The following is a 26,053-nucleotide window of genomic DNA, read 5'->3' on the forward strand; positions in this document are numbered from 1 at the left end:
ACGCCGTCCCATCTGCGGTGTAACGGTGTAATCATGTAATCATGAGTAAACATCAGCACCATCGCCGGTCCGCGGATGAGGCCGCCGAATGGTTCGCGGGCCGACTGCCCGATTCCTGGTTCAGCGGCGACCCGACGGTGATCGTCGACCGTGAAGAGATCACCGTCATCGGCAGGCTGCCGGCCCCCGAGGATTCCGAGACTGCAGCCCGGGCCTCCGGCCGGGCGGCGCGGTTCCGCGAGGAGACGCGGGCCGAGCGCATGCGCATCGCCGACGAGGCCCAAGGCCGGTTCGACCGCAAGGTGTCCTGGGGCGTTGAGGTAACTGCCGGCGAAGGCGGCGTCGAGCGAATCCTGTTCACCCACATCGCGGTACCGGTCATGACCCGGCTCAAGCAGCCCGAACGGCAGGTGCTCGACACCCTCGTCGACGCGGGTGTGGCGCGGTCCCGCTCGGATGCCCTGGCCTGGTCGGTGCGCCTGGTCGGTCAGCACACCGAAGAGTGGCTGGACAAGCTGCGCGACGCCATGAAGGCGGTCGACGATCTGCGTGCCGAAGGCCCGGGCGCCTAGACCCGCTCGATCCCGACGAACACCGAGCCCAGGGTCGAGGTCTGGGAGAGCGGATCGATCGACGCGCTGTCGGCCAGCAGGTTGCGGTTGACCCCGTAGGAATCCGGTGCGCCGCCGTGGCGCGGGTCGAATACCCGTGAGCCCCAGCCGTGGTCGAGCACGACGACGCCCCGGCGGGGCCGGTCGCTGAGGGTGGCCGTCACCTCCAGGCGCCCGATCGGCGAGAACACCCGGACCCGGTCGCCGGTCGCGATGCCGAGCGCTGCGGCATCATCGGGGTGGATCAGTAGCTCGTTGTCCTTGCCGGCCGGATGCAGGCCCGGCAACTCGTTGAGCCACGAGTTCATCGAATGCCGGCGGCGCCGGTTGCCCAGGACGAACGGGAATCCCTCCGGCGCCCCGGGATCCGGCGTGCCGAGCAGTTCACGGGCCCGCGTGACGAACTCCGCGGGTGCTGCCCGGACCTTGTGGTCCGGAGTCCGTAATGCCGCACGGAACCGGCCGAAGCGCCGGGGCCCGAGCACCAGGCCGTGGGGGTGCGCCTTTAGTTCGCGCCAGGTGAGCTTGTGCCCGTCGACTTTCCGGGACGTCAGGACGATCAGGCGGTCCATCCAGTGCGGCCCGAACTCCAGGCCGGGCCGCCCGGTGCGCGCGGCCAGCCACCGGGTGGCACGGACGAAAGCGTTGAATCCCTTGGCGCCGAACAGTGGACGGCGCATGGCCAGCGCCAGATCGGTGAACACCCGCCATTCCTCGCGGGCACCCGGCGGCGGTTCGACAGCCTTCACGCCGAACTGCACGTAGGGCTCGTCGTGCATGCCACTGGTGAAGGCCAACAGGTCGTCGCGTTCCAACCAGTGCACCGCGGGCAGCAGCCAGTGCGCGTGCCGGTGGCTCTCGCGTTGCACCAGATCGACGGCCACCAGCAGGTCCAGCTGGGCCAGGGCCGCATCGAGCTTGGCTCCGTCCGGTCCGGAGACCACAGGGTTGCCGGAGTTGATCAGCAATGCCCGGATCTGGCCACGACCAGGCGTGGTGATCTCGTCGGGCAGTTCGGCCAGGGCGTGTGCGCCGGCCACCATGTCCCGCCCGGCCAGCCGGCTCGTGTGTGGACGGGTGGAGGCCAGTGCGGCCAGCCGCAGGGTGTCGACATAGCCCGGCTCGAAGCGGCGCCCGCCCGGACGGTCCATCCGCCCGGTGATCAGGTTGAGAACATGGCCCAGCCACTCGGCCACCGTGCCCGCGGAGTGCAACGACACCCCGGTCCGCGTGATGGCCATAGCCCCTGTCGCCGACGCGAATTCACGGGCCACCTGCTCGATCACGTCGCGGCGGATGTCGCAGCGCGTGGCCAGGTCGTCGAGATCGGCCGCGGCGGCCAGTGCGCGTAGATCGGCCATGCCGGTGGCCAGCTCGGCACAATCGCCGCGGTGCTCGCGCTGTTCGTCGAGGATCACCTTGAGCATCGCCAGCAGCAGCGCCCAGTCCTGGCCGGGCCGCACCGGCAGATGCAGGTCTGCGGCCTGCGCACTCTCGGTACGGATCGGGTCGACCACGACGATGCGCGCGCCCCGCCGCTGCCGTGCCAACGCACGACGCCAGCCGCCTGGCACGGATTCAACCCAATTCCAGGCGCTCACAGCGGGATTGGCTCCGACGATCAGAAAATAGTCGCAGTTGTCCACATCGGAGACCGGCACCATCAACGGTGACCCGTACATGGCGTCGGCCACCACGTGCAGCGCGTTCTGGTCCACCGATCCGACCGCGTACACATTGTTCGTGCCGATGGCATCCAGCCAGGCGTTCATGAACACCAGGTTCGACGACGAGTATCCGGCCGGATTGCCGTAGTAGGCCGCCACCGCGTCCGGTCCGCCGGTGTCGATGATCCGGTTCATCCGCTGCGCGATGTCGCTGATCGCCTCATCCCAGCCGGCCTCGACATAGGTGTCGCCGACTCGTCGCATCGGGGCCAGGATCCGGCGGGGGTGCTCCACCACCTGACCGGCGGTGCGGCCCTTCGCGCAGAAATCGCCCCAGGTGTGCGGATTGAGCTTGTCGGCGGCGATCTTGCGCACCCGGTTGTCCTCGACCGTCACCTCCAGGCCGCAGGAGGCCAGGCAGTACCGGCAGAAGGTGTGCACGGTCGTGGTTGTCATTACATTGAGACTACAATTTGTAACGGGCTTGCGGGCCTAAACCCGGGTCATTTCCCAGTACCGCCCGTGCCGCGACATCAGCTCCTCGTGGGTACCGCGTTCGATGATGCGGCCGGCGTCCATCACCAGGATCAGGTCCGCATCGCGGATCGTCGAAAGCCGGTGGGCGATGATGAAACTCGTGCGGTCCCGACGCAACTCGGCCATCGCCTGCTGGATCAGCAGTTCGGTACGGGTGTCCACCGCGCTGGTCGCCTCGTCGAGCACCAGCACCCGCGGTCGCGCCAGCACCGCCCGCGCGATCGTGATGAGCTGCTTCTCACCGGCACTGATGGCACCGCCGTCGTCGTCTACCCGGGTGGCGTAGCCATCCGGCAGGGTGTGCACGAACCGGTCCACGTACGCCGCCCGGGCCGCCTCGAGCACCTCGTCCTCGGAGGCGTCCGGCCGCCCGTAGGCGATGTTGTCGTAGATGGTGCCGCCGAACAGCCAGGTGTCCTGCAACACCATGCCGATCGAGGACCGCAGCGACTGCCGGCTCACCGTCGCGATATCCACGCCGTCGATCAGGATCCGTCCGGAGTCGACGTCGTAGAACCGCATCAGCAGGTTCACACACGTCGTCTTGCCCGCACCGGTGGGGCCGACGATGGCCACGGTGGTGCCCGGCTCGGCCACCAACGAGAGGTTCTCGATCACCGGGGTGCCCGGCACATAGCTGAAGTCCACCCGGTCGAACTCGACGCGGCCGGTGGGGATCTTTAGCGGGGGATCCGGGTCGGACGACTGCTCCTCGGCGTCGAGCAGGTCGAAAACACGCTCGGCACTGGCGATCCCGGATTGCAGCGTGTTGTACATCCCGGCCACCTGGCCCAACGGCTGGTTGAACTGACGCACGTACTGGATGAACGCCTGGATGCTGCCCAGGGTGATCTGGCCGCCGGCCACCTGCAGGCCGCCCACCACCGCGACGGCCACGTAACTGAGGTTGCCGATGAACATCGTCGACGGGCCGACCAGGCCTGAGAAGAACTGTGCCCCGATGCTGGACCGGTAGACGTCGTCGTTGAGCTCGTCGAAGCGGCGTTGCGCGGCCTCTCGGTGCCCGAACGTCTTCACGATCGTGAAACCGCTGTAGGTCTCCTCGATGTGAGCCGCCAAGCGGCCGGTGTTGCGCCACTGGGCCACGAACAAGGGCTGGGAGCGACGGGTGATCCAGCGCGTCACCCACAGGGACAGCGGCACGGTGACGACCGTCAGCAGTGCCAGCAGCGGTGAGATGGTCAGCATCATCACCAGGACCGCGAACACCGTCAGCACCGAGGTCAGCAACTGGCTGATGGTCATCGACACCGAGCCCTGGATGTTGTCGATGTCGTTGGTGACCCGGCTGAGCACCTCGCCGCGCTGCCGGGAATCGAAGTACGACAGCGGAAGCCGGTGCAGCTTGTCCTCCACCTCGGCCCGCAGCGCCACCATGGTGCGTTGCACGGTGACGTTGAGCAGCCGGGCTTGGAGCCAAACCAGCAGCGCGGCAAGCAGGTACAATCCCAGCGCCAGGCCGAGGGTACGGGCCACCGCCGCGAAGTCGACACCGTGGCCGGGAATCACGTTCATGCCCGACAACAGGTCGGCGAACGCGGTGTCACCGCGGGCGCGGGCAGCCTCGACGGCCTGCTCCTTGCTCAGGCCGGCGGGCAGTTCACGGCCGATGACACCGTTGAACAGCAGGTCGGTCGCGTGCCCGAGGATCCGCGGGCCGATCACTGCCAGCACGATCCCCGCCACGCCGAGCAGCACCACCGAGATCGCCAGTCCCCGTTGCGGTATCAGGCGTTTGAGCAGGCGCAGCGCCGAGCCGCGGAAATCCCGCGTGCGTTCAGCAGGGGCGACCGGAGTGCCGCTGCGGCGCAGCGCAGGTCCGGTCATCGTGGTTCTCCGGCGGTGATGGCCTGCGAGGCGGCGAACTCGGCGTAGGTGGGACATTCGGTGAGCAGCGACTCATGGGTGCCGGTGCCGACGATTCGGCCGTCGGAGACCACGACCACCTGGTCGGCCTCCATCACCGTCGAGATTCGTTGCGACACGATCACCACGGTGGCATCGGCCGACACGTCGCGCAGGGCGGCCCGCACCCGGGCATCGGTGTGCACGTCGAGCGCCGAGAACGCATCGTCGAACAGGTAGATCGGGGGCCTGCGGATCACCGCGCGGGCGATCGCGAGCCGTTGCCGCTGCCCGCCCGAAAAATTGATACCGCCCTGGGCGACCGGGCGGTCCAGACCGTCGGGATGGGCGGCCACGAAGTCGTCGGCCGCCGCGATCCGCAGCGCCTCCCACATCTGTTCGTCGGTGAGCTCCTGGCCCGGTACCGCGCCGTAGCGCAGGTTGTCGGCGATCGTCCCGGAGAACAGGTAGCCGCGCTGGGGGACCAGACCGATCGTGGCCCACAACTGTTCGAGGTCGAGTTCACGCACATCGTGGCCGTCGACGCGCACCGAGCCCGAGCTGACGTCGTAGAACCGGCAGATCATGGCGAGCAGGGTGGACTTACCCGAGCCGGTCGACCCCACCACCGCGATGGTGGTCCCGGGTGGTATGCGCAGCGAAACCTGCTGCAGCACAGGGCGGTCGGCGCCGGGATAGCTGAACGACGCGTCATCGAAGGTGATCTCGCCGGCCAACGTCTGCGGCCGGACCGGATGGGCCGGGGTGGTGATGCGGGGTCGCGTGGACAGGACGCCGCTGACACGTTCGGCACATACCGACGCGCGCGGCAGCATCACCGCCAGCACCGCGGCCATCAGCACCGCCATCAGGATCTGCATGAAATAGGCCAGGAACGCGATGAGAGAGCCCACCTGCATGTGCCCGGCATCGATGCGCAGCCCGCCGAACCAGATCAGGGCGACACTGGACACGTTGATCACCAGCGTGGTGGCCGGCAGCATCAGCGCCTGCCACCGCCCGGCTTCCAGGGCGGTCGCCGACAGGGCCTGGTTGGCGTCGGCGAACCGGCGCCCTTCGACGGGTTCGCGGGCGAACGCCCGGATGACCCGGATGCCGGACAGCTGATCGCGCATCACCCGGTTGATCCCGTCGATCAACCGCTGCATGCGACGGAAGATCGGCATCAGGTGTCTGATGATCGCGAAATTGGTCAGTGCCAGCACCGGCACGCTGATCAGGAGCAGCCACGACAGCCCCGCGTCCTGATGAAGGGCCATCAGGATGCCGCCGATCGACATGATGGGGGCGGTGATCAGAATCGTGGCGGTCATCTGCAGCAGCTGCTGGATCTGGCCGACGTCGTTGGTGGTGCGGGTCAGCAGGGAGGGGGCACCGAATCGGGCGGTCTCCTCGGCCGAGAAGGTGGTGACGTGGTGGAAGATGGCGCAGCGCAGATCGCGGCCGAACCCCATGGCCGCACGTGACCCGAAGAACACCGCCCCGATGGCGCATGCCACCTGAAGACCGGTGACGGCCAGCATCACCCCGCCCAGTTCGACGATCCGCCGGGTGTCGCCTTTGGCCACGCCGTCGTCGATGATGGCCGCGTTGACCGTCGGCAAGTACAGCGAGGCCAGGGTGCTGATCACCTGAAGTGTCGCGACGACCGCGAGCAGCCGCCGGTACGGCCGCACATACTGTCGCAGCAGCGCCCAGAGCATCTGGCTACTCTCGCACACCTGCCTGTGTCGTTCCTTGTCCTGCGGCCGTCGTGTCCCGCGCGGCGAAAGTCCAGGTCAGTCCGCATGTCGGGATGGGGCATGGCCGTTGCAGCTACAGTGCATGGCGTGACTGCCCGCACGTCCACCAAGCCACTACTCCGCAATGCCAGAGCCTTGGCGGTATTGGCTGCGGCAATGGTCCCGGTGTTCGCCGGGTGCTCGACCGACGAGCCCGCATCCCCCCAGGTTCCTCAGACCGAGACGCCGAGCGCCGGCGGTGCCGGCAAGCACGGCCCGCACTTTCCGCACTGCGGTGGCGTGACGGACCAGACGGTGACCGAGTTGACCCAGGTGCAGGGGCTGGTCAACACCGCGACCAATTCCTCGGGCTGCCAGTGGCTGCAGGGCGGTAGCATCCTGGGACCGCACTTCTCGTTCACCTGGTTCAGGGGCAGCCCGATCGGCCGCGAACGCAAGACCGAGGAGCTGTCCCGGACGAGCGTGGAGGACATCAACATCGAGGGCCACGGCGGTTTCATCGCGGTCGGTGAGAACCCACTCAAGGCCGGCGACGTGAATCTGTGTGAGATCGGCATCCAGTTCGACGACGATTTCATCGAGTGGTCGGTGAGCTTCGACCAGAAGCCCTATCCCGATCCGTGCGAGGTCGCCAAGGAGCTGACCCGCCAGTCGATTGTGAATTCCAAATGATGACGCGACGCGGGATCAGAGGAGTGACGGCTGCGCTGGCCGGGCTGACCGTGTTCGTCGGGCTGACCGGGTGCACCACCACGGTGGACGGCACCGCGGCCAAGGAGGGTTCCGTCAGCGGCCCGAGCAACAACAAGTCTGAGAAGACCTACCCCAACCTGCTCAAGGAATGTGATGTCCTGACCACGGACATCCTCGCCAAGACGGTGGGTGCGGACCCGCTGGACATCCAGAGCACGTTCGTCGGGGCGGTGTGTCGGTGGCAGGCGGCCAACCCGGCCGGGCTGGTCGACATCACCCGGTTCTGGTACGAGCAGGGCAGCCTGGACAACGAGCGTCAAACGGCAGAGAAGCTGCAGTACGCGATCGAGCAACGCCGGATCGCCGGCGTCGATTCGATCGTCATGAGGCCCAACGGGCTCAACGGGGCCTGCGGCGTGGCCAGCGACGCGGCCGGTGTGGTCGGCTGGTGGGTCAACCCGCAGGGGCCCGGCATCGACGCCTGCCCGATGGCCATCAAGCTCATGGAACTGACGCTGGCCACCAACTCCTAACGCGGGACGTGGAAGCGCACCAGCGTCGCGCCGCCGAGCGCGAGCTGGTCCCACGGGGCGCTGCTGCGCAGCACCGCGATGGCCGAGGTCGGGAACTTCAACGAAATGCTCTCGGCCGCAGTGCGGTTGGAGCCGTCGGCCAGGCCGAGGGCGACCGCGGACATTGCCGGTTCGTGGCCGATGACCAGCAGGGTGGACGGGTCGGAACCGAAACGCGACGCCACCGCGTTGATCTCGTCGATCACGGTGCCCGGCCGGGCATCGTAGAGGCGTTCGGCGAATTGCACGGGTGCGTCGATGCCGGTGCGCTCCAACGTCTGCCGGGTGCGCGTCGCCGTCGAGCACAGCACCGCGTCCACCGCGGCAAAGTTGGCCCGGATCCAGTCTCCGGCCAGCCCGGCTTCCCTGATGCCGCGCGCGGCCAGGGGACGGTCGTGGTCGGCCACCCCGTCGGGATAGTCCGACTTGGCGTGACGCATCAATAGCAGGGTTCTGATCGGGCTGTCGGGGTCGGCCATTCTCAACAGAATAGGCAAGCCCGGGGCCATGCCGCTGTAGGTCCCGAGACTTGTCGGCCCACGGTTTTACACTCGCCTTGCTTCCGAAGAGACACAGAAGGGACGGGGCCGATGCGTTTCTTGCACACCGCCGACTGGCAACTCGGCATGACCCGTCACTTCCTCAACGGTGAGGCCCAGCCCCGTTACTCGGCGTCGCGCCGGGAGGCGGTGGCGGCCCTCGGCCCGGTGGCCGCGGCCTCGGGTGCTGAGTTCGTCGTGGTGTCCGGCGACGTGTTCGAGCACAACCAGTTGGCCCCGCGTGAGGTCAGCTTGTCGTTGGAAGCCATGCGTGCCATCGGCGTGCCGGTCTATCTGCTGCCGGGCAACCATGACCCGCTCGATGCCGCGTCGGTCTACACCAGCGCACTGTTCACCGCCGAATGCCCGGACAATGTCGTGGTCCTCGACCGTGCGGGGGTGCACGAGGTACGCCCGGGGCTGGAGATCGTGGCCGCGCCGTGGCGGTCCAAGGCGCCCACGTCGGATCTGATCGGGGACGTGTTGGCCGATCTGCCGGCCGACGGGGTCACCCGGGTGGTGGTCGGCCACGGTGGGGTCGACATCCTCGATCCGGACAAGGACAAGCCGTCGCTGATCCGGCTTGCCGCCGTCGAGGACGCGCTGGCTCGGGGCGCGGTTCACTATGTGGCGTTGGGGGACAAGCACTCTCGCACGCAGGTCGGGTCGACCGGCCGGGTCTGGTACTCGGGCTCACCGGAGGTGACGAACTACGACGACATCGAATCGGATCCGGGTCACGTGCTGGTGGTCGAGATCGACGAGACCGATCCGCATCGTGGCGTTCGGGTCGACTCGCAGCGCGTGGGCCGGTGGCGGTTCATCACGCTGCGTCGCGAGGTGGACACCGATCGAGACGTGGCGGATCTGGATCTGAATCTGGATCTGTTGGAAGACAAGGAACGTACCGTTGTGCGGCTGGCCTTGACGGGTTCGCTGACCGTGACCGACAAGGCCGCGCTGGACGCCTGCCTTGACCGCTACGCTCGGTTGTTCGCGGCGCTCACCCAGTGGGAGCGGCACACCGAACTCGCGGTCTTGCCTGCCGACGGTGAATTCGACGACCTGGGCATCGGTGGGTTCGCGGCGGCCGCGGTGGACGAGTTGGTGGCCACCGCCCGCACCGATGGCGCGGCAGCCGACGACGCGCGCGCGGCTCTGGGTCTGTTGCTGCGTCTGGTCGACCGGGGGAGCGCGGCATGAAACTTCACCGCCTGGTTCTGACCAACTACCGCGGCATCACCCACCGCGAGATCGAGTTCCCGGATCACGGTGTGGTGGTCGTCAGCGGCGCCAACGAGATCGGCAAGTCCTCGATGATCGAGGCGCTCGATCTGCTGCTGGAGGCCAAGGACCGCTCGGGGAAGAAGGAAGTCAAGCAGGTCAAGCCGACCCATGCTGACGTCGGCGCCGAGGTGGCCGCCGAAATCTCCACCGGCCCTTACCGGTTCATGTATCGCAAACGCTTTCACAAGCGGGCCGAGACCCAGCTGACGGTGCTGGCGCCGGTCCGCGAACAGCTCAGCGGAGATGAGGCGCACGAGCGGGTGCTGGCCATGCTTGCCGAGACCGTGGACACCAGCCTGTGGCAGGCCCAGCGCGTATTGCAGGCCAGCTCGACCGCGCCGGTCGACCTGTCGGGATCAGATGCGCTGGCCCGGGCCCTGGACGTGGCGGCGGGTGAGGCCGTCGCGCTCTCAGGGGACGAGCCGCTGCTGATCGAGCGGATCGATGCGGAGTACTTGCGCTACTTCACCGCCACCGGCCGTCCCACCGGTGAGTGGGCGGCGGTGACGAAGCGGCTCGCCGCCGCCGAGGAGCAGGTCGCGCACTGCGCGGCAGCTGTGGCCGAAGTCGATGACGCGGTGCGCCGCCATGCCGAACTCAGCGTGGAGGTCGCGGGTTTGGCCGCGCAACGCGAAGCGGCTCGTGCGGGCCTGGCCGCGGCCCGCGAAGCTGCCGACGAGGTTGCCGCCCTCACCCAGCGGCTCAAGGAAGCCGAGGTAGTGGCCGAGGCTGCCCGGGTGGCTGAGGCCGCATCGACCGCGGCGCTCACCGAACGCCGACGGCTGCGGGCCGAACTTGACGAGCGCGCTGCCACCATCACCGAGCTTCAGGCCGCGCTTGCCGTGGCCGACGACGAAACCGCCACGGCGCGTGAGGTTCATGAGGCCGCCGAGGAAGCGGCCGAGCGAGCCGCAGCGGCCGCCCAGGAACACGAATCCCGGGTGGAGGCTGCTCGCGCCACGTTGACCCGGATGACCGAGCGTGATGAGGCCGACCGGCTGGCCACCCGGTTGAGCAAGATCGACGCCGGCGTACGTGACCTCGACGTGGTTACCCGGGAACTCGCTGAGATCGCCCTCGACGACGCCGGAATGCGCGCCATCGAAGCGGCCGCGGTGGCGGTGGAACGAGCCGCGGGGCAGGCCGAACTAGCCTCTGCCCGAATCGAACTCGTGGCAGTTGCCGATCGTGAAGTCCGGGTGGACAAGGCGCAGGTTTCCTTGGTCGCCGGACAACCCTGGTCGGTCAACACCACCGCGGACACCGAGATCGACGTCCCCGGGGTGCTCACGGTGCGCGTGGTGCCGGGCACCCCGGCCGCGCAGACCCAGGCACGTCTGGACGAGGCCCAGACTGCGTTGAGCGCTGCGCTGGCCGCAGCCGGGGTTGACGGTGTCGACGCCGCGCGCGCCCTCGACATCCGCCGTCGGGAGTTGCTCAGCAGCCGGGAACGGCTGCGCGCCACCACAGCAGCGCTCACCGGTGACGACGATCTGAGGGCCCTGCGGGCACGGCTGACGCAGTTGCGAGCCGGTCAGCCGGATGCGGACGGGCTGTTCGAGTTGTCCGGGCCCGCCGATTCCGGGAGCGCCCGCACCGAGCTCGACACCGCGGTGGCAGCGCACCGGCAAGCGGTCGCCGACTGCGAGACCAGCCGCAAGGTGGTCGCCGCGGCAGCCAAGAAGTTGTCCGAGAAGTCGACTCGCTGCAGCGTGTTGCGCGACAAGCTCACCACGGCCCAGGCCGAGCTGACGGTGGCCGGCGGTCGCCTGGAGGTGCAGCGTGCGCAGACCGGCGACGATGCGCTGGCGGTCACGGCCCAGGCCGCAGCCGAGGAAGCGGCCGCCACCGCGGGCCGGGTCGCTGCGCTGCGGACCGCATTGTCGGCAACTGAACCAGATGCGGTGCGCGCGGCGCTCGATGACGCAGCGCGCCGGGCCGAGCAGCTCGACACCCGGCACGACATGGCGGTCGAAGGTCTGCGCGAAGTGGCCGCTCAGCTCAAGGTGTACGGCACACAAGGGCGCAAGGGCCATCTCGATGCGGCCGAGACCGAGCGTGAACACGCCCACGCCGAGTATCTCCGGGTGCACCGGCGGGCCCGCGCGGCCGAGACGCTGCGGTCGGTGATGGCGCGTCACCGCGACGCCACCCGACAGCGTTACGCCGATCCGTTCCGCCTTGAGGTGCAGCGGCTGGGCCGGCTGGTGTTCGGTGAGGACTTCGAGGTCGACGTCGACAGCGATCTGAACATCCGGACCCGCACGCTGTCCGGTCGGACGGTTCCGTACGAATCGCTGTCCGGCGGCGCCAAGGAGCAATTGGCCATCGTGGCGCGGCTGGCCGGCGCCACGATGGTGGCCAAAGAGGACAGCGTGCCCGTCATCATCGACGACGCACTCGGTTTCACCGATCCGGACCGGCTGACCAAGATGGGCGCCGTGTTCGACGCCGTCGGCGGGGACGGGCAGGTCATCGTGTTGACGTGCAGTCCGGAGCGCTACGCCAGCGTGCAGGGCGCCCACCACATCGCCATATCGGCCTAGCTTCGGTTACCGAAAGCTAGGCGACGGCGTGGCTGATGCCTTGCGGCCTCGGCAACTGTGTCAATCCCAGATGGTCGCGCAAGGTTTCACCGGTGTACTCGGTGCGAAACAGGCCGCGCCGTTGCAGCTCCGGGACCACATAGTCGACGAAATCGTTGAAGGTGCCCGGAGTTTGGGCTGCCGACACCATGAACCCATCGGCTTCGCCCGCGGCGAACGATTCCTCGATCTGGTCGGCCACCTGGCGCGCGGTGCCCACGAACTGGGGTAGCAGAACGCCCTGGGCGTACCACTTGCCGACATCCCGCAGGGTCAGGTTGTCGCGGTTGGCCACCCGGCGCGCAGTGTCGAACAACCCCTGGGCACCGGAGACCTGGACGTCCTCGACGGGTGCGTCCAGGTCGTATCCCGAGAAGTCATGGTCGGTGTGCACACTCAGCGTGATGAGACCCGAGATCGGGTCGGCCAACTCGTTGTGGAACGCCTGCTTCTCTCTGGCGATCGACTCGGTCTCGCCGATGAACGGGATGAACGCCGGGAAGATCAGGACTCCGTCGGGATTGCGTCCGAAATTGGTTGCCCGGGACTTGATGTCGTCGTAGTAGGCGCGCCGGCCCTCCGGCGTGGGGTCGATCTCGAAGATCGCCTCAGCCCACTTGGCGGCGAAGTCACGCCCGGTGTTCGACGACCCCGCTTGGATCAGTACAGGCCGGCCCTGCGGAGAATGTGGCACGTTCAGCGGCCCGCGGGTGCGGAAGAACTGCCCGTCGTGGTCGACCTGGCGGACCCGTGACGGATCGGCGAATACACCGTCGGCTTTGTCGAGCACGAGTGCGTCGGGATCCCAGCTCGCCCACAGCTCCAGTGCCGTGCGGACGAATTCGTCGGCCCGCTCGTAGCGGAACTCGTGATCGAGGTGTTCGTCCTGCCCGAAGTTCTGCGCTTCGCCCTGAGTCAGAGACGTCACAATGTTCCAGGCGACTCGCCCACGGGTGATGTGGTCGAGGCTGGAGAAGATGCGAGCCAGTTCGTAGGGGTGGAAGTAGGTCGCGGACTTGGTGATCGCCACACCGAGTTTCGAGGTCACCGCACCGATGCTGGCTGCCACGATCGAGGGGTCCAGTGTCGCTGTGGCCTGGGTACCGCGACGCAACGGCTCGGTGATGTCAGCCCCGTAGCGCACCGGGGCAGCCAGGAGATCGGCGAAGAACACGAAATCGAACTTGCCGCGTTCGAGGATGCGCCCGATGCGGTGGTAGTACTCGGGCGTCGTGAACGCGGTGTCACTGCCCGGGTGCCGCCATGCGGCGTGGCTGTGGGTGACCTGCGAGGCGATCTGGAACCCACCGAAATGCAGTTGTCGGCTCATGTCACTCCTGTCGGAGAACGAACGGTCAGAAGTAGGCGTTGGCCGGAACGGGCGTGCCGTGCAACAGGTTCTGGCCGATCACCCGCGCCTTGTAGGCCACCGGGTTGTGCAGGGTGATGGTCCGGATGTTGCGCCAGTGCCGGTCGAGATTGCGTTGCCGGGAGGCCGCGCTGGCCCCGCCCAGCTCGAGCAGTCGGGTGGCGGCCTCGGGCGCGACGTCGTCGAGGTGCACTTTGACTTTGGCGACCTTGAGCTGCGCCTCAGCGGCGAGGCGAGGATCGGGAACTCCGTCGACCGCGGAGTCGGTGGCGGCACCGATCGCTGCGGCCGCATCGAGAACGGCGGCTCGTGCCACATAGGCGGTGCTGGCCAGCACGCCGAGCTGGCGTTGCAGCAGCGGATCGTCGGTGGGCCGCTCGGCGACCGCATGGCTGAAATTGCGTTCGCGCGAGCGCAGCAGGGCCACGCCGTCGTCGACGACATTGGCCAGGATGCCCGCGACCACGGCGTGGATGAACAGCTGTAGCGAGGCGTACTGGACGGTCGGGACGGGTTCGGCGTCATACGGCGCGTCGGTCAGGATCTCGTCGGCGGCGACCGCGACGTCGGTGAACGTCGTGGTACCCGTTCCGGTGCGGCGTTGGCCGAACCCGTCCCAGTCGTCGACCAGCCGTACGCCGTCGCGGTCGGCGGGCACCAGGACGCTGGCCACCGAGTCGTGATCGGTGGTGGCGGTGACGGTGAGGTAGTCCGAGAACAGGGTGCCCGTGCTGTAGTACTTTTCGCCGGTCAGCCGGAAGGTGCCCGGGTTCGCGCCGTCGGGGAGCAGGCGGGTGTTGAACACCAGGCTGCCCACGGCCAGCGAACCCTTCTCGCTGAAGGCATTACCGAAGATCTTGCCCTCGGCGATCTTGCCCAGCCAGTGCTGTGATACCGGATCGTCGGCGCTGCGCAGCCGCTCTTCGGTGAACCAGAAGTGGGTTCGGAAGATATGGGCCACAATGGGATCCGCCTTGGCCACGTCGATCACCGCGGAGAACAGTTGCGGCACGGTGAATCCGGCGCCACCGAGGGACTCGGGCAGCCGTAGGGTGCCGAACCCGGCCCGTTTGAGCGCGGAGACTTGGTCGAAGGGATTCTCGTCATTGAGGTCGCGGTCCTTGGCGCCTGCGGCGATCGAGGCCAGCAGGTCGTCCCATTCCGGCGTACCGGGCAAAACACGGGTCACGTTCTCAACGGTGGTCATGGCACCGTTGTATCCGAACGGGCTATCGATGGGCACGCGTTTGGATCAGGCCGAACCTAAGGCCGTACCCGCAAGCCGTACAGATAGGTGGTCAGGTACTCGGCCATCACCGGGGCTCGGACCTCGGCGGCCTCCGGGATGGTGATCAGCAGTGCGTAGAGCCCTGCCAGAAACGACATGCCGTTGTGCATCACGTCCACTTCGGCGGGAATCTCACCACGCTGCTGTGCGCGTTGGAGCTCCTCGATCACCGCGACGATCACCGGATGGTGCGTCCATTCCTCAGACGGTGGCCGGGAGGTGGAAAAGTGCAGGGCCAGAAAGTCTTTGAACAGCCGGCCGCCGAGGCGCCGTTCGAGCTTCTCCAGCACTCGCACCATTTCGGCCAGGGTGTCGGCGACGTCATGCGCAGTGGCGAAGAACCGGGCGAGATCGGCGGCCATTCGCTGTTGTTCTCGCTGCTCGAGTTCCAGCAGGACGTGTTCCTTGGTGGGGAAATGGAAGAAGAAGGTGCCGTGCGCGACGCCCGCGGCCGACGCAATGGCGGCGGTTTCGGCCGCGGCCATTCCGCCGCGCTTGAACTCGGAGATCGCGGCCCCCAGTAGCCGTTCCCGGGTCTGCAAGCCCTTGCGGCTCCGTGGCGGTCCGGTGAGCACGGGACCGATGCTACGGCAGGAAAAACTGACTGTACTCAGTTTGAGTTCTTTCATTTCGGCGGTACTGACGTTACGGTTTCGAGGGGACATTTTTCTGACTCAAGTCAATTTTGGAGGCTGGCGTGCAGATTTTGGAGCAGGTTCAAGACCTGCCGAAAGCCGGGAACATCAAGGCGCAGTGGGTGAGCCTGTGGACCGGGCCGGCCGTCGGCGTGGTCCTGCTGGCGGCGGCGTTGGCGTTCCCGGGCTTCTGGCCGCCCATGTCGCCGACCTGGACTGCGCATCAGGTTGCCGGGTTCTATGCCGACCACACCGCATGGATCCGCTTCAGCCAGGTGACGTTCAATCTGTGCGGGATCCTGATCCTGCCGTTCTTTATGGTGATCGTCGTCCAGATGAAGCGGATGAAGACCCAGAGCCATGTGTTCGCGTACTGCTACCTGACCGCAGCGGTCAGCGGTGCCACGATCTTCGCGCTGTCCAACGTGTTCTTCCTGGTCGCCGCGTTTCGTACGGACCGCAATCCCGAGCTGGTCATGCTGCTCAACGACCTGGCCTGGATCGTTCTGGTGGCGCCGGTGGGCATGGTGGTGTCGCAGTTCGCGTTGCTGGCAGTCGCTGTTTACTTCGACAATGGGCCCGCCCCGGTGTTTCCCCGGTGGGTCGGGCATTACTCGCTGGCCACCGCGATCGCGATGATCCCGGCGGCCGGCGCTGCGGTGTTCCAGACCGGGCCATTGGCCTGGGACGGCGTGCTGGCCTTCTGGTTGCGCAACGGTGCCTTCGCGGTGTTCGTCATCGTGATGTTCTTCGTGCTGCGCCGCGCGGTGCTCAACCAGGCCGTCGAGGAGGGCGTAACAGAGGACACCGCGGCATGACGGTCTTGACGAAAGCGTCTCCGGGCAGGCCCGATGTGCGGCTGATGACCTGGTTCTTCCCGATCTGGTACGGCGCGTTCGGCGTCATCATCTGCATCCTGACCCGGGTGACACCGCCGCCGCGTCCCGATGTCACCGCAGCCGACAAGGTCGCGTTCTTCACCGAGCACGGACTGACCATCAAGATCGGATTCTGTCTGCTGCTGATCCTGCTGGGCGGCGCGGCGATGACCAACGGTCTGGTGGCCTACCAGATCAAGCGCATGTCGGTGGGCTCGGTGTTCGCCTACGGATATATCGGCGGCATGGGCGTCGGAGCGTTGCCCGGATTCCTGTTGGTCTCGGTGTGTTTCCTGACCGCGGCGTTTCGTCCGGACCGCGACCCCGAACTGATCAGCCTGCTCTACGACCTCGGAATGCTTTCGTACAACGGCTCATTGGGTTGCTTCACGGCGGCCTACCTGGTGCTGGCGATCGCCGTCCTCTACGACAAGAACGGTGTCTTCCCGGCGTGGTTCGCCTACGTGACCATCTGGCAGATCATCACCGAGGTGATTGCCACCCAGATGTTCGTATTCCACTCAGGGCCGTTCGCCTGGAACGGCTCGATCGCGTTCTGGTGGGCAGTGGTGGTCTTCTCGGTCTGGCTGTCGGCGCTGATCGTGCTGTTGCGTCAGGCCCTCAAGCGTGAGGAAACAAGCAGTGACGCAGACTGATTCGCGACCACAAGCCGCGCCGGAACGCCTGCCCGGCGACGGGCACATGTGGGTGATGGTGCTCGGTGATCTGGTCATCTTCGGTGGCTACTTCATCGTGTTCATGATCTACCGGAGCATGCATCCGGACGAATTCTTGCGCGCCCAACAACATCTCGATATCACGATCGGTGTCGTCAACACCGTGATCCTGCTGACCAGCTCCTGGGTGGTGGCCCGAGCCGTGCTGGCTGCCCGCGCCGGACGGCACGAGGCCGCGATCCGGCTCACCTATGCCGGTGGAATCGGCGGCCTGATGTTCATGGTTTGCAAGGGTTATGAGTGGGTGGTCAAGATCGAGGCCGGCCACACGAACTCCGAAATGTTCTATTCGTTCTACTACGTGCTGACCGGCGTGCATCTGATCCACGTGCTGATCGGGCTCATCGTGCTCGGTGTGATCGTGCGGGAGCTGCGCAATCCGTCTCGCCGCCGTGCATCGGTGGTCGAGGCGAGCGCGGTCTACTGGCACATGGTCGACCTGCTGTGGGTGATCATCTTCGGCCTGCTCTACGTGATGAGGTGACCATGACAGACAAGGGTGTAACTCAGACGTGGCTGCTGCTGGTCGCGATCACCGTCGGATCCTGGTGGCTGGCCCCGGCCCAGTACTCGGAGGCACTGCGGGCCAGCGTGCCGATCACGGCATTGGTGCTGGCCCTGACCTTGGTCAAGTCGCGCTTGATCATTCGGCAGTTCATGGAGGTGCGGACCGCGCCCAGATGGCTCAAGCTCGCCACCGACGGATGGCTGACCGTGCTGTTCGCGTCGATCTTCACCATCTATCTGATCTGACGGTTTGCGCGGCACAATGGAGCGCAATGACGATGAACGCCAAGCGCAGGCGGGTGCACGACAAGCTCGCCGCGCTCCCGGGGGTGCGAGCGGTACGACGCCCGGTCAGCCCGGGTTCCGAGGAGCGGTTCGACCTGTTCTACGTGCGGGCCGGGCGTAAATCTGCGCATCCGGTGGTGATCATCCCGGGTGGTCCCGGTGTGGCATCGATCCAGCCTTACCGCGCGCTGCGCCGGCGTGCGGCCGCCGCGGGATTCGACGTGATCATGATCGAGCATCGGGGTATCGGGATGTCACGGCATACGGACGCGGGTGCCGATCTGCCTCCCGAGGCCATCACCGTCGAGCAGGTGGTCGACGATATCGCCGCGGTGCTCGACGACGCCGGTGTGCACGAGGCGGTGCTCTACGGCACGTCGTACGGCACCTACGTCGCCGCCGGGTTCGGCGTGCGGCATCCCGACCGGATCGCGGCGATGGTGCTGGACTCCCCGCTGCTGTCCACGGCTGACATCGAGGCGATGCGCAGCGCCATCCGCGGTCTGCTGTGGGAAGGCTCCGATCCGGAAACCGCGGAGCTGGCGCCAAAGGTCCGGCGCCTGGTGGCAGACGGCATGCTGGCCCCCCGAGGCGGAGAGCTGGCGGGCCTGCTCTATGGCTTCGGTGGCCCGGCGCTGTTGGGCCGCCAGCTCGATCTGCTGTTGCGCGGCCGCACCCTGGTGTGGTCGGCACTGGCCTGGCTGAACCGACTGTCGACGCGAAAAGCTCCGTACCGCAACGAGGTCGACCTCGTGGGCCGGATCGCCTTCCGCGAACTGAACTACGCCGGTGTGCCCGATGGTCTGCCGCTGGACCCTGCTCTGGAGATGGCCGACATGATCGGCAGCGCGAAGTTCTACGAACCTTTCGAGGCCGAACCTTTCGACCTCACGGCCGAGATGCCCCACTTCCGCTGGCCCACGGTCGTCGTGTCGGGTGGCCGGGATCTGACCACGCCGCCGGCCGTGGCCGAGCGCATCGCGGCCCTGGTGCCCGAATCCGTGCTGGTGCGAATGCCCACGGTGGCCCACAGTGTGCTCGACACCCGGGAACGTGCTGCCTTTGCGGTGATCCGGGCAGTGTGCGACGGTGCGGCAGAGCAACTCGCCGCCACCGCCGACGAGCTGGATGACCTGCCCGCACGCGGTTTCATCCGGGCGGCCGTGTCGGCGATCGCGGCGGCGCTTGCTGTGGAAGCGGCGTTGCCCGGCGGTAGATCGCCGGGCACGGGCGCGACTATTTGACGAAACCGACCTTCGTGTAGTCGGTGTCGGCCAGACCTGAGGCTCCGAAGTTGGCCAGGCTGCTGCGCACCGCCACGTTTCCGGGTGATTGGAACAGCGGGAGGCTGAAGACTTCCTCGAACAACATCTGGTCGAGCTCGTTGGCCAGGGCCTGTGCCTTGACAGGGTCCAGCTCTTCGAGCGTCTGCTCGATCTTGGCGTCGATCTCCGGGCTACCGATCTTGCCGAAGTTACTGGCCCCGTCCTGCGCGTAGATCTGGGTCAGTGAGCTCAACGGGAAAGCGTCGCCGAGGAAGGCGAACTGGGCGATGTCGAAGTCGCCCTTGATGATGTAGTTGCTGAAGAAGCCAGTGCCCGGCTTGGTGTCGAGCTTCAGGTTCACCCCGATCTGACCGAGCATGTTCTGGGCGATCTGAGCCACCTGGCGAGTGCTGCCCGCGTCGTAGAACACATTGCGGATGACGAGTTCCTTGCCGTCCTTCTCTCGGAACTGCTTGCCCTCAGGCACCTTCCAGCCCAGCGCATCGAGCTCGGCCTTGGCTTTCTCCGGATCGAAGGCCACCGACGCGGCGTTGTCCTGATAACCCTGCTGGCCCGCGACGAAGATGTGGTTGTTCAGCGGCACCGGATTGTCGGTCAAGCCGCGCTGGGTGATGTTCGCCAGCGCCTGACGGTCGATGCCCTTGGCGACCGCGCGGCGCAGGGCCGGGTCAGCCAGGATCGAACCGGGCGCGCCGTTGAAGGTCAGGTGATACCAGCTGGCTGACGGGGCGCGACGGATGCTGATTCCCGGGGTCTTGCGGGCGATCGTCAGTTCGTCCAGTGAGGTGGTGCCGGTGGCGTCGATGGTGTTGTTCTGCAGTGCCGGGATGCGTGCGGCGTCATCGAGCACCAGGTAGGTGATGGTGTCCAACAGCGGTGGGGCTCCCCACCATTTCGGGTTGCGGCTCAACGTGATCCGTTGTGCGCCCCGATCGATGTTGGACACGATGAACGGGCCCGCCGACGGTCCGGGCTGGCTGAGCTGGGCCTTGTTGAAGGCCTCCGGGGTGGCGGTCATGCTCTTGGGTAGCAGCCGGCCGTTGCCGGCGAACATGCCCTTCCAGTCCGCGTACGGCTTCTCGAAGGTCATCACCGCTTGGCGGTCGTCGACGCCGCGGGTCACCGAGGCCACCCGCTCGAAGCCGTTGGGCGCGGCGATGACGAACGCCGGGTTCTTGCCGCTGTTGGCCTCGGTCTGGGACTTGATGTCCTCCCAGGTGATCGGCGTGCCGTCGGACCACACCGCCTTGGGATTGATCGTGTAGGTGACCACCTGGGGGTTGGTTCCGGTCAGTTCGACATTGGTGAAGTAGTCGGTGTTCACCGTCGCCGATCCGTCGGCGGCGATGACGAAGGTGCGGGGCAACGTGGCCTTGGTGAGCGCGCCGACGTCGCCGGTGTTGCCGTCGAGGTGCAGCGGGTTGAAGTTCGTCGGGAACTCGGTCAGGGCCAGGCGCAGGTTGCCGCCTTGCTGCAGGTTCGCGACGTCCTGCGGATTGACGTCATTGGTGCTGCCGAGCTCGGCGTTACCGCCGGCCGAGGGGGTCTCCCGATCTCCGCTCGAACATCCGGTGAGGGCAAGGCCGGCAACGACGGTGGCGATAGCCAAACGGCGGATCTTCAATCCGTTCATCCCGCCGATGCTAGAGGTACCCGGGCCGCTATGGGGTGACGACTCGGACACCGCCGGCCGGACGGTGGCAATGCGACGGCAGCCGATACCGTGGGGACCGGGTTTTTCATGGGGCGGGTCCGACTCACCCCGTCTTTCTGGGCTGTGGCACCGCGGCCAGCAACTTGCGGGTGTAGGCGTGCTGAGGGTCGGCGAAGACGGTGTCCCCGGGGCCTTGTTCGACGACGGCACCCTTGTGCATCACCACGACGTCGTGGGCGAGGTGCTTGACCACAGACAGGTCGTGCGACACGAACAGATAGGCCAGGCCGAACCGGTCCTGCAGGTCGAGCAGCAGGTTGATGATCCCCGCCTGGATGGACACATCGAGCGCTGAGACCGGCTCGTCGAGCGCGATGATCTTGGGCTGCAGGGCCAGTGCCCGGGCGATCCCGATGCGCTGCTTCTGACCGCCGGAGAACTCTGCCGGGTAGCGGCTGGCGTCGGTGTGTCGCAATCCCACCAATTCCAGCAGCTCGGCGACCCGCTCGTGCAGCCGGGGCTTGTCGATATTGTTGGCGGTCAACGGCTCTGCCAGAACGTCGAACACCGGCAGTCGCGGATCGAGTGAGGCGACCGGATCCTGGAACACCACCTGAAGTTCAGTTCGCAGGGCACGGCTGGTCTTCCGGTCCAACGTGGCTACGTCGGAGCCGAGCACTTCGATCGAACCCGATTGCGGTGCGGACAGATTCAGTATCTGGTGCAACGTGGTGGATTTGCCGGAGCCGGACTCGCCGACGATGCCGAGGGTTCGGCCACTGTGCAGGTCGAAGCTGACGTTGTCGACCGCCCGGACCTCGCCGACCTGCCGGCGTAGCACCACGCCTTTGGTCAGCTTGTATGTCTTGGTCAGGTCCCGCACCCGCAGCACCACATCGGTTTCGGCGGAAGGCTTTTCGATGGCAGTGCCGACGGTGCCGGGCACCTGGTAGATCTCTGCGGCGCTGCGGCCGGCCACCTGATCGGTGCGGATGCAGGCCGCGTGGTGATCCGGGGTCAGCTCGATGAGTTCGGGCTCGGCGGCCTCACATTCGTCGATGGCCAGCGGGCAGCGCGGGGCGAACGGGCAACCGGTCGGGGCCGTGGTGAGCGACGGTGGGGCTCCCGGGATCGGCACGAGCCGGGTGCCCTGTGGGGCGTCCAACCGTGGCACCGAGCCGAGCAGGCCGACGGTGTAGGGCATCCGCGCTCGTTCGTAGAGCCCGGCTACCGGGGCGTCTTCGACGGCTCGTCCCGCGTACATCACCAGGGCCCGATCGGCGAACTCGGCGACCACGCCGAGGTCGTGGGTGATGATCAACACCCCTGCGCCGGTGATGTCTCGCGCGGTCTTGAGCACGTCGAGGATCTGCGCCTGGACCGTGACGTCCAGCGCGGTGGTGGGCTCGTCGCAGATCAGCAGATCCGGGTCGTTGGCGATGGCGATGGCGATCACCACCCGTTGCCGTTCGCCGCCGGACAACTCGTGGGGGAAGGCTCGAGCGCGCTGTTCGGGTTGGGCGATACCGACCAGCTCGAGCAATTCGACGGCGCGGGCCCGGGCTGCACGCCGGCCGAGGTCGCGGTGGTGCACGGTGAGGGCCTCGGCGATCTGATCACCCACGGTATAGACGGGCGTCAGGGCGGACATCGGGTCCTGGAACACCGTTCCGATGGTGTTGCCCCGGATTCGGGAGAGCTCTGCGTCGGACAACCCGAGCAGTTCCTCGCCGCGTAGCCGCACGGATCCGGAGATCTCGGCGAATTCGGGAAGCAGTCCGACGACGGCCATGGCGCTGGCCGATTTTCCGGCTCCCGATTCACCGACCAGCGCGACGACCTCGCCGGAGTCGACGTGGAAGTTCACCCCGCGCACCGCATGCACGGCGGCGGTGTCGGTGGGGAAATCCACCGTCAGTCCGGATACTTCGAGCAGCCGGGTCATCGTGATGCCCCCTTGCGGCGACGGAGCTGCCCGCTGCCCGGGTCGAATGCGTCGCGCAGACCGTCACCGGCGAGGTTGGCGCACAACACGATCAGAACCAGCATCCCGGCCGGGAACAGGAACACCCAGGGAAACGTGGTGGTGGATTTGGTGCCGTCGGCGATCAGCGTGCCCAGCGACACGTCGGGAGCTTGGATTCCGAAACCCAGGAAACTCAAACCTGTCTCACCCAGAATCGCCAGACCGACGTTGAGCACGGTGTCGATGATCAGCAGTGACGCCACGTTCGGCAGGATGTGGCGTGCGATGATCCGCCAACTGCGCACGCCCATATACCGTGCCGCGACGACGAATTCGCGTTCCCGCAGGCTCAGTGTCATGCCCCGCACGATCCGTGAGCTGATCATCCAACTGAACACCGAGAAGAGCACGATGAGCCAGAACACCCGGTCGGACTGGCCGAGCCGAGGCGTGACGATCGCGATCAGAATGAAACTGGGCACCACCAGCAGCAGGTCCACGACCCACATCAGTGCGGTGTCCCGCCAGCCGCCGAAGTAGCCGGCGACGGCGCCGACGGTGGCGGCGATGACGGTCGAAATCAACGCCACGCAGACCCCGATCAGCATGGATTTCTGCATGCCCCGCAGGGTTTGGGCGAAGATGTCCTGTCCGAGTGCGTTGGTTCCGAACCAATGGTCGGCCGACGGCGGCTGCTGGAGTGCGTAGTAGTCGAGATCTGTGTAGCTGTAAGGCAGCAGCGGCGGCACCGCATAGCAACCGACGAACAGCACCACGAGCAGTAGCAGCGATATCACCGCCGGCTTGTTGCGCAGGAATCGGCGGAACACCAGGGTGCGCCGCGTGGCGAATTCCTCGGTGTGCAGACCCGACCGGGCTGAGGTGGTTGTCGCGTCGCTCATCGCACCCGCACTCTCGGATCGAGCGCCGCATAGATGACGTCGGACAACAACCCGGCCAGCAGCACCACCGAGCCGGAGAACACCGTGATCGCGGCGATGATGTTGGTGTCCTGGGTCGCGATTCCCTGCACCACCCATTCGCCCATACCGTGCCAGCCGAAGATCTTCTCGACGAACACCGCGCCGGTCACCAGACCGGCCACACCGTAGGCGAACAACGTGGCCATGGGGATCAGCGCGGTCCGCAGTCCGTGCTTGAACAGTGCCTGACCGCGGGTCAGGCCCTTGGCCCGTGCCGTGCGGATGAAGTCCTGGCCGAGGACGTCGAGCATGGCGTTGCGCTGATAGCGGCTGTAGCCGGCGATCGCGCCGAGCGCGAGGGTGAAGGTCGGCAGTGCGAGGTGCTGTAGGCGATCCACGAATTGGTCCCAGGCACCGCCTACGGGGACCGGCGCGGTTTCCCCCGTGTATTCGAAGATCTGCACGCCCAGGATCGAGTTCACGTTGAGTGCGGCCAGGATCAGCAGGTTGGCTATCACGAAAGTCGGTGCACTGAGCACGAGCAACGACAGCAGCGTGATGAATCGGTCAGAGAGCCGATACTGCCGGATAGCGCCCCATGCGCCGAGCACGACACCGATCACGGTGCCCACCACCGATCCGAGGACCAGCAGTCGCAGGCTCACACCGATGCGCCGCCACAGCTCATCGGACACGGGCTGGCCGGCGACGGTGGTGCCGAAGTCGCCGCGGACCGCGCCGGAAGCCCAGTCGAGGTAACGCAGAGGGATGGGTTTGTCGAGGCCTAGTTCGGCGGCCTTGGCGTCGATGGCGGACTGCGGTGGCCGTGGGTTGCGCTGCAACAGGCTGTCGAGCGGCTCGAACGTCAGTGACGTCAGCGCGAAGGTCAGAAACGACGCCAGGGCCAGCAACACGATGTAGTTGAGCAGCCGGCGCGCCAGAAAGCGCGTCATCCGGTCGGTCCTGGCCTCGGCTGCATGCCAGACAGGGTAAAGCAGCCGCACTCGGCGGTAACTGACAGTTGGCGCACAGCCTCGGGATAGAAATCGGGCGTTGCATGAAATACATGAAGGTCAGCGGACTGAGGAATGTGAAAGTGATCGCCGCAGTGGCCGGTGGTGCGGCAGTGGTGGGGCTGGGCGTGTTCGGTGCGGTCTCGGACATTCACCTGGGGGCCGGTCAGCCCTTGGCTTCCGGATCGCGGATGAACGTGGGTCAGACCAGCACGGAGACCACGCCGCCGACCGCGCCGGCGGTTTCGATGGCTGTACCCGCGATCAAGGGGTACACGCCGCCGTCTGGTTTCGCCACCACGCACTGATCACGTGACCCGGCGCCGGTAGTGGTTTCACCGCCACCCGCCATGGCTATACCTCGCGCGGGAGGTGAGCGCATTGGGTAGCGCGAAGGAAAACAATCGGCGAAATTTGAAATTGATCTCGGCCGGCGTCGGCGCGATCGGCGGGTTAGCCACCGCCGTGCTCGGAGTGGCCATGGGCGGCGGCCTCGCCGGAGCCCAGGAGAGGGTGGAACCGCCCGCCATCACCACTGGACAAACCGTCACCGAGACGACGGCGCCGTCGGCCCCGGAGACGTCGGAGGCCTCGCCGACGGTGTCGGCCACCACGCCGTCAGGATTTGCTACACCGCACTGAGCGGGGCGGCTTTCGTCGTTCGAACTACAACACAGCGGGTTTCCCTCGCCGTCGGACAGACGGTAGGCAGGTCGCTGTGACAGGAGACGAACGCAACAAGCGGACCACGCGAGTCATGGCCGGTGTCGGAGCGATCGCACTGGCAAGCATGGGGGCTCTCGGCGCGGTGATGGTGCAGGTGCCGGTCAGCGGCGCGACGGTAGGCCCGCTGCCGGCCGGTAAGGGTGAAACCGTAACCAAGACAACGGCTCCCAGTGAACTGGAAACCTCCTTCGCCAAGCCGACGGTGAAGGTGGACCTGCCTGACGGGTATGGAAACTAGGGGAGCGGACGCGGGTGCGGGGCCTCGCCGAGACTGGTGACGGTCGGCCTGTCGGTTGAGGCCGCTCCGGTGCGCGAGGCCCGCACCGTTACCTGGTCGCCGACACCGAACGGAACGTCGGCAGAGGCGGGCACCGTGTAGTCCTGCACGTATCCGTCGTTGCTGCGTACCGTCACCGAGGTGGCGGTCAGCTGGATGATCGTGCCGGTCTGCGTCAGCGTCGTGGTGAACGCGCCGTGCGCGTCGAGCACCACCGCCTCACCGTGCACGGTGGCCGGATCGGGCCGGTCTCGTGGACCTCCCATTCCAGGCGGCGGCCCCGGGAAACCCGGGCTGTGGGTGTCGGTGGCGGCGTAGATCGCCGTGCCGCCGAGCCCCGCGATCGCTGCGGCGATGCCTACCGCCGCGGCAGCGTGTCGGATGCTCAT

At 66.8% G+C, this 26,053-nt stretch carries 25 protein-coding genes; 13 read left to right on the forward strand and 12 right to left on the reverse strand.

The annotated features are described in order from the left end of the window. The first annotated feature begins 41 nt into the window (after positions 1-41). Positions 42-572: an ATP-binding transcription factor AbmR gene (locus K6L26_RS10060; RefSeq protein ID WP_019343788.1), complete on the forward strand. Its 531-nt coding sequence runs from the start codon at positions 42-44 to the stop codon at positions 570-572. Here K6L26_RS10060 and K6L26_RS10065 read toward each other — a convergent pair. From K6L26_RS10065 to K6L26_RS10075, 3 genes are read right to left on the reverse strand one after another with little or no spacing between them, the layout of a single operon-like run. Continuing rightward, on the reverse strand, positions 569-2,734 hold the full coding sequence (locus K6L26_RS10065; RefSeq protein ID WP_221853069.1) for a molybdopterin-containing oxidoreductase family protein: 2,166 nt from the start codon (positions 2,732-2,734) through the stop codon (positions 569-571). The genes K6L26_RS10060 and K6L26_RS10065 overlap by 4 nt on opposite strands. A gap of 36 nt (positions 2,735-2,770) precedes the next feature. Continuing rightward, entirely contained in the window at positions 2,771-4,663 is a 1,893-nt protein-coding gene (locus K6L26_RS10070) for an ABC transporter ATP-binding protein (RefSeq protein ID WP_221853070.1), read from the reverse strand. Further along, a complete protein-coding gene (locus K6L26_RS10075) occupies positions 4,660-6,405 on the reverse strand; it encodes an ABC transporter ATP-binding protein (RefSeq protein WP_221853071.1) in 1,746 nt (581 codons plus the stop codon). The genes K6L26_RS10070 and K6L26_RS10075 overlap by 4 nt, the downstream gene beginning before the upstream one ends. A 117-nt stretch (positions 6,406-6,522) precedes the next feature. Between K6L26_RS10075 and K6L26_RS10080 the strand changes: the two genes are divergently transcribed. Together K6L26_RS10080 and K6L26_RS10085 are read left to right on the forward strand one after the other, a co-directional pair. Continuing rightward, the gene (locus tag K6L26_RS10080; protein ID WP_076111654.1) at positions 6,523-7,116 is read left to right on the forward strand and encodes a DUF3558 domain-containing protein; all 594 of its coding nucleotides are present in this window, start codon (positions 6,523-6,525) and stop codon (positions 7,114-7,116) included. Then, complete coding sequence (locus tag K6L26_RS10085) at positions 7,116-7,670, forward strand: DUF3558 domain-containing protein (protein ID WP_019343783.1); 555 nt, start codon at positions 7,116-7,118, stop codon at positions 7,668-7,670. Before K6L26_RS10080 ends, K6L26_RS10085 begins: the two co-directional genes overlap by 1 nt. Here K6L26_RS10085 and K6L26_RS10090 read toward each other — a convergent pair. Then, entirely contained in the window at positions 7,667-8,188 is a 522-nt protein-coding gene (locus K6L26_RS10090) for a SixA phosphatase family protein (RefSeq protein ID WP_174551584.1), read from the reverse strand. The genes K6L26_RS10085 and K6L26_RS10090 overlap by 4 nt on opposite strands. A gap of 111 nt (positions 8,189-8,299) precedes the next feature. Here K6L26_RS10090 and K6L26_RS10095 point away from each other — a divergent pair, with 111 nt between their 5' ends. Both K6L26_RS10095 and K6L26_RS10100 read left to right on the forward strand, forming a co-directional pair. Beyond that, positions 8,300-9,451 carry a metallophosphoesterase family protein gene (locus K6L26_RS10095; RefSeq protein WP_019343781.1) on the forward strand — a complete coding sequence of 384 codons (1,152 nt, stop codon included), beginning with the start codon at positions 8,300-8,302 and terminating at the stop codon, positions 9,449-9,451. Then, entirely contained in the window at positions 9,448-12,081 is a 2,634-nt protein-coding gene (locus tag K6L26_RS10100) for an AAA family ATPase (protein WP_019343780.1), read from the forward strand. The genes K6L26_RS10095 and K6L26_RS10100 overlap by 4 nt, the downstream gene beginning before the upstream one ends. Positions 12,082-12,097: 16 nt before the next feature. On the opposite strand, the gene K6L26_RS10105 is transcribed toward K6L26_RS10100, so the two are convergent. Genes K6L26_RS10105 through K6L26_RS10115 form a run of 3 tightly spaced genes read right to left on the reverse strand, consistent with a single transcriptional unit; the run spans position 12,098 to position 15,352 of the window. Next, positions 12,098-13,450 (reverse strand): LLM class flavin-dependent oxidoreductase, encoded by a 1,353-nt coding sequence (locus K6L26_RS10105; protein ID WP_221853072.1) that lies wholly within the window; start codon positions 13,448-13,450, stop codon positions 12,098-12,100. Between the two features lie 25 nt (positions 13,451-13,475). Continuing rightward, the gene (locus K6L26_RS10110; protein WP_043367891.1) at positions 13,476-14,696 is read right to left on the reverse strand and encodes an acyl-CoA dehydrogenase family protein; all 1,221 of its coding nucleotides are present in this window, start codon (positions 14,694-14,696) and stop codon (positions 13,476-13,478) included. A 56-nt stretch (positions 14,697-14,752) separates the two neighbouring features. Beyond that, a complete protein-coding gene (locus K6L26_RS10115) occupies positions 14,753-15,352 on the reverse strand; it encodes a TetR/AcrR family transcriptional regulator (protein ID WP_174551583.1) in 600 nt (199 codons plus the stop codon). A gap of 122 nt (positions 15,353-15,474) precedes the next feature. Between K6L26_RS10115 and K6L26_RS10120 the strand changes: the two genes are divergently transcribed. From K6L26_RS10120 to K6L26_RS10140, 5 genes are read left to right on the forward strand one after another with little or no spacing between them, the layout of a single operon-like run. Then, the gene (locus tag K6L26_RS10120; RefSeq protein WP_019346887.1) at positions 15,475-16,230 is read left to right on the forward strand and encodes a hypothetical protein; all 756 of its coding nucleotides are present in this window, start codon (positions 15,475-15,477) and stop codon (positions 16,228-16,230) included. Next, positions 16,227-16,946: a hypothetical protein gene (locus tag K6L26_RS10125; protein WP_043369661.1), complete on the forward strand. Its 720-nt coding sequence runs from the start codon at positions 16,227-16,229 to the stop codon at positions 16,944-16,946. Before K6L26_RS10120 ends, K6L26_RS10125 begins: the two co-directional genes overlap by 4 nt. A gap of 46 nt (positions 16,947-16,992) precedes the next feature. Continuing rightward, positions 16,993-17,511 carry a cytochrome c oxidase subunit 3 gene (locus K6L26_RS10130; protein ID WP_019346889.1) on the forward strand — a complete coding sequence of 173 codons (519 nt, stop codon included), beginning with the start codon at positions 16,993-16,995 and terminating at the stop codon, positions 17,509-17,511. 2 nt (positions 17,512-17,513) lie between these two features. Next, positions 17,514-17,780, forward strand: coding sequence for a cytochrome C oxidase subunit IV family protein (locus tag K6L26_RS10135; RefSeq protein WP_043369663.1), 267 nt, complete (start codon positions 17,514-17,516; stop codon positions 17,778-17,780). A 26-nt stretch (positions 17,781-17,806) separates the two neighbouring features. Beyond that, positions 17,807-19,063, forward strand: coding sequence for an alpha/beta fold hydrolase (locus K6L26_RS10140; RefSeq protein WP_019346891.1), 1,257 nt, complete (start codon positions 17,807-17,809; stop codon positions 19,061-19,063). On the opposite strand, the gene K6L26_RS10145 is transcribed toward K6L26_RS10140, so the two are convergent. The 4 genes from K6L26_RS10145 to K6L26_RS10160 all read right to left on the reverse strand — a co-directional run bounded on the left by K6L26_RS10145 (position 19,056) and on the right by K6L26_RS10160 (position 24,601). Next, entirely contained in the window at positions 19,056-20,738 is a 1,683-nt protein-coding gene (locus tag K6L26_RS10145; protein WP_245008716.1) for an ABC transporter family substrate-binding protein, read from the reverse strand. The two genes, K6L26_RS10140 and K6L26_RS10145, sit on opposite strands and share 8 nt — an antisense overlap. 124 nt (positions 20,739-20,862) lie before the next feature. Then, entirely contained in the window at positions 20,863-22,704 is a 1,842-nt protein-coding gene (locus K6L26_RS10150; protein ID WP_221853073.1) for a dipeptide ABC transporter ATP-binding protein, read from the reverse strand. Beyond that, positions 22,701-23,627: an ABC transporter permease gene (locus K6L26_RS10155; RefSeq protein WP_019346894.1), complete on the reverse strand. Its 927-nt coding sequence runs from the start codon at positions 23,625-23,627 to the stop codon at positions 22,701-22,703. Before K6L26_RS10155 ends, K6L26_RS10150 begins: the two co-directional genes overlap by 4 nt. Next, entirely contained in the window at positions 23,624-24,601 is a 978-nt protein-coding gene (locus K6L26_RS10160) for an ABC transporter permease (RefSeq protein WP_019346895.1), read from the reverse strand. The genes K6L26_RS10155 and K6L26_RS10160 overlap by 4 nt, the downstream gene beginning before the upstream one ends. Positions 24,602-24,714: 113 nt before the next feature. On the opposite strand from K6L26_RS10160, the gene K6L26_RS10165 reads away from it, so the two are divergent. The 3 genes from K6L26_RS10165 (at position 24,715) to K6L26_RS10175 (ending at position 25,625) form a co-directional block, all read left to right on the forward strand. Next, on the forward strand, positions 24,715-24,969 hold the full coding sequence (locus K6L26_RS10165) for a hypothetical protein (RefSeq protein WP_019346896.1): 255 nt from the start codon (positions 24,715-24,717) through the stop codon (positions 24,967-24,969). Between the two features lie 106 nt (positions 24,970-25,075). Further along, entirely contained in the window at positions 25,076-25,303 is a 228-nt protein-coding gene (locus K6L26_RS10170) for a hypothetical protein (RefSeq protein WP_230983479.1), read from the forward strand. Positions 25,304-25,379: 76 nt separating this feature from the next. After that, the gene (locus K6L26_RS10175; protein WP_019345224.1) at positions 25,380-25,625 is read left to right on the forward strand and encodes a hypothetical protein; all 246 of its coding nucleotides are present in this window, start codon (positions 25,380-25,382) and stop codon (positions 25,623-25,625) included. Here K6L26_RS10175 and K6L26_RS10180 read toward each other — a convergent pair. Then, on the reverse strand, positions 25,622-26,053 hold the full coding sequence (locus K6L26_RS10180; protein ID WP_043368369.1) for a hypothetical protein: 432 nt from the start codon (positions 26,051-26,053) through the stop codon (positions 25,622-25,624). The two genes, K6L26_RS10175 and K6L26_RS10180, sit on opposite strands and share 4 nt — an antisense overlap.

The organism is Mycobacterium farcinogenes, assembly GCF_019739075.1.
GTDB lineage: Bacteria > Actinomycetota > Actinomycetes > Mycobacteriales > Mycobacteriaceae > Mycobacterium > Mycobacterium senegalense.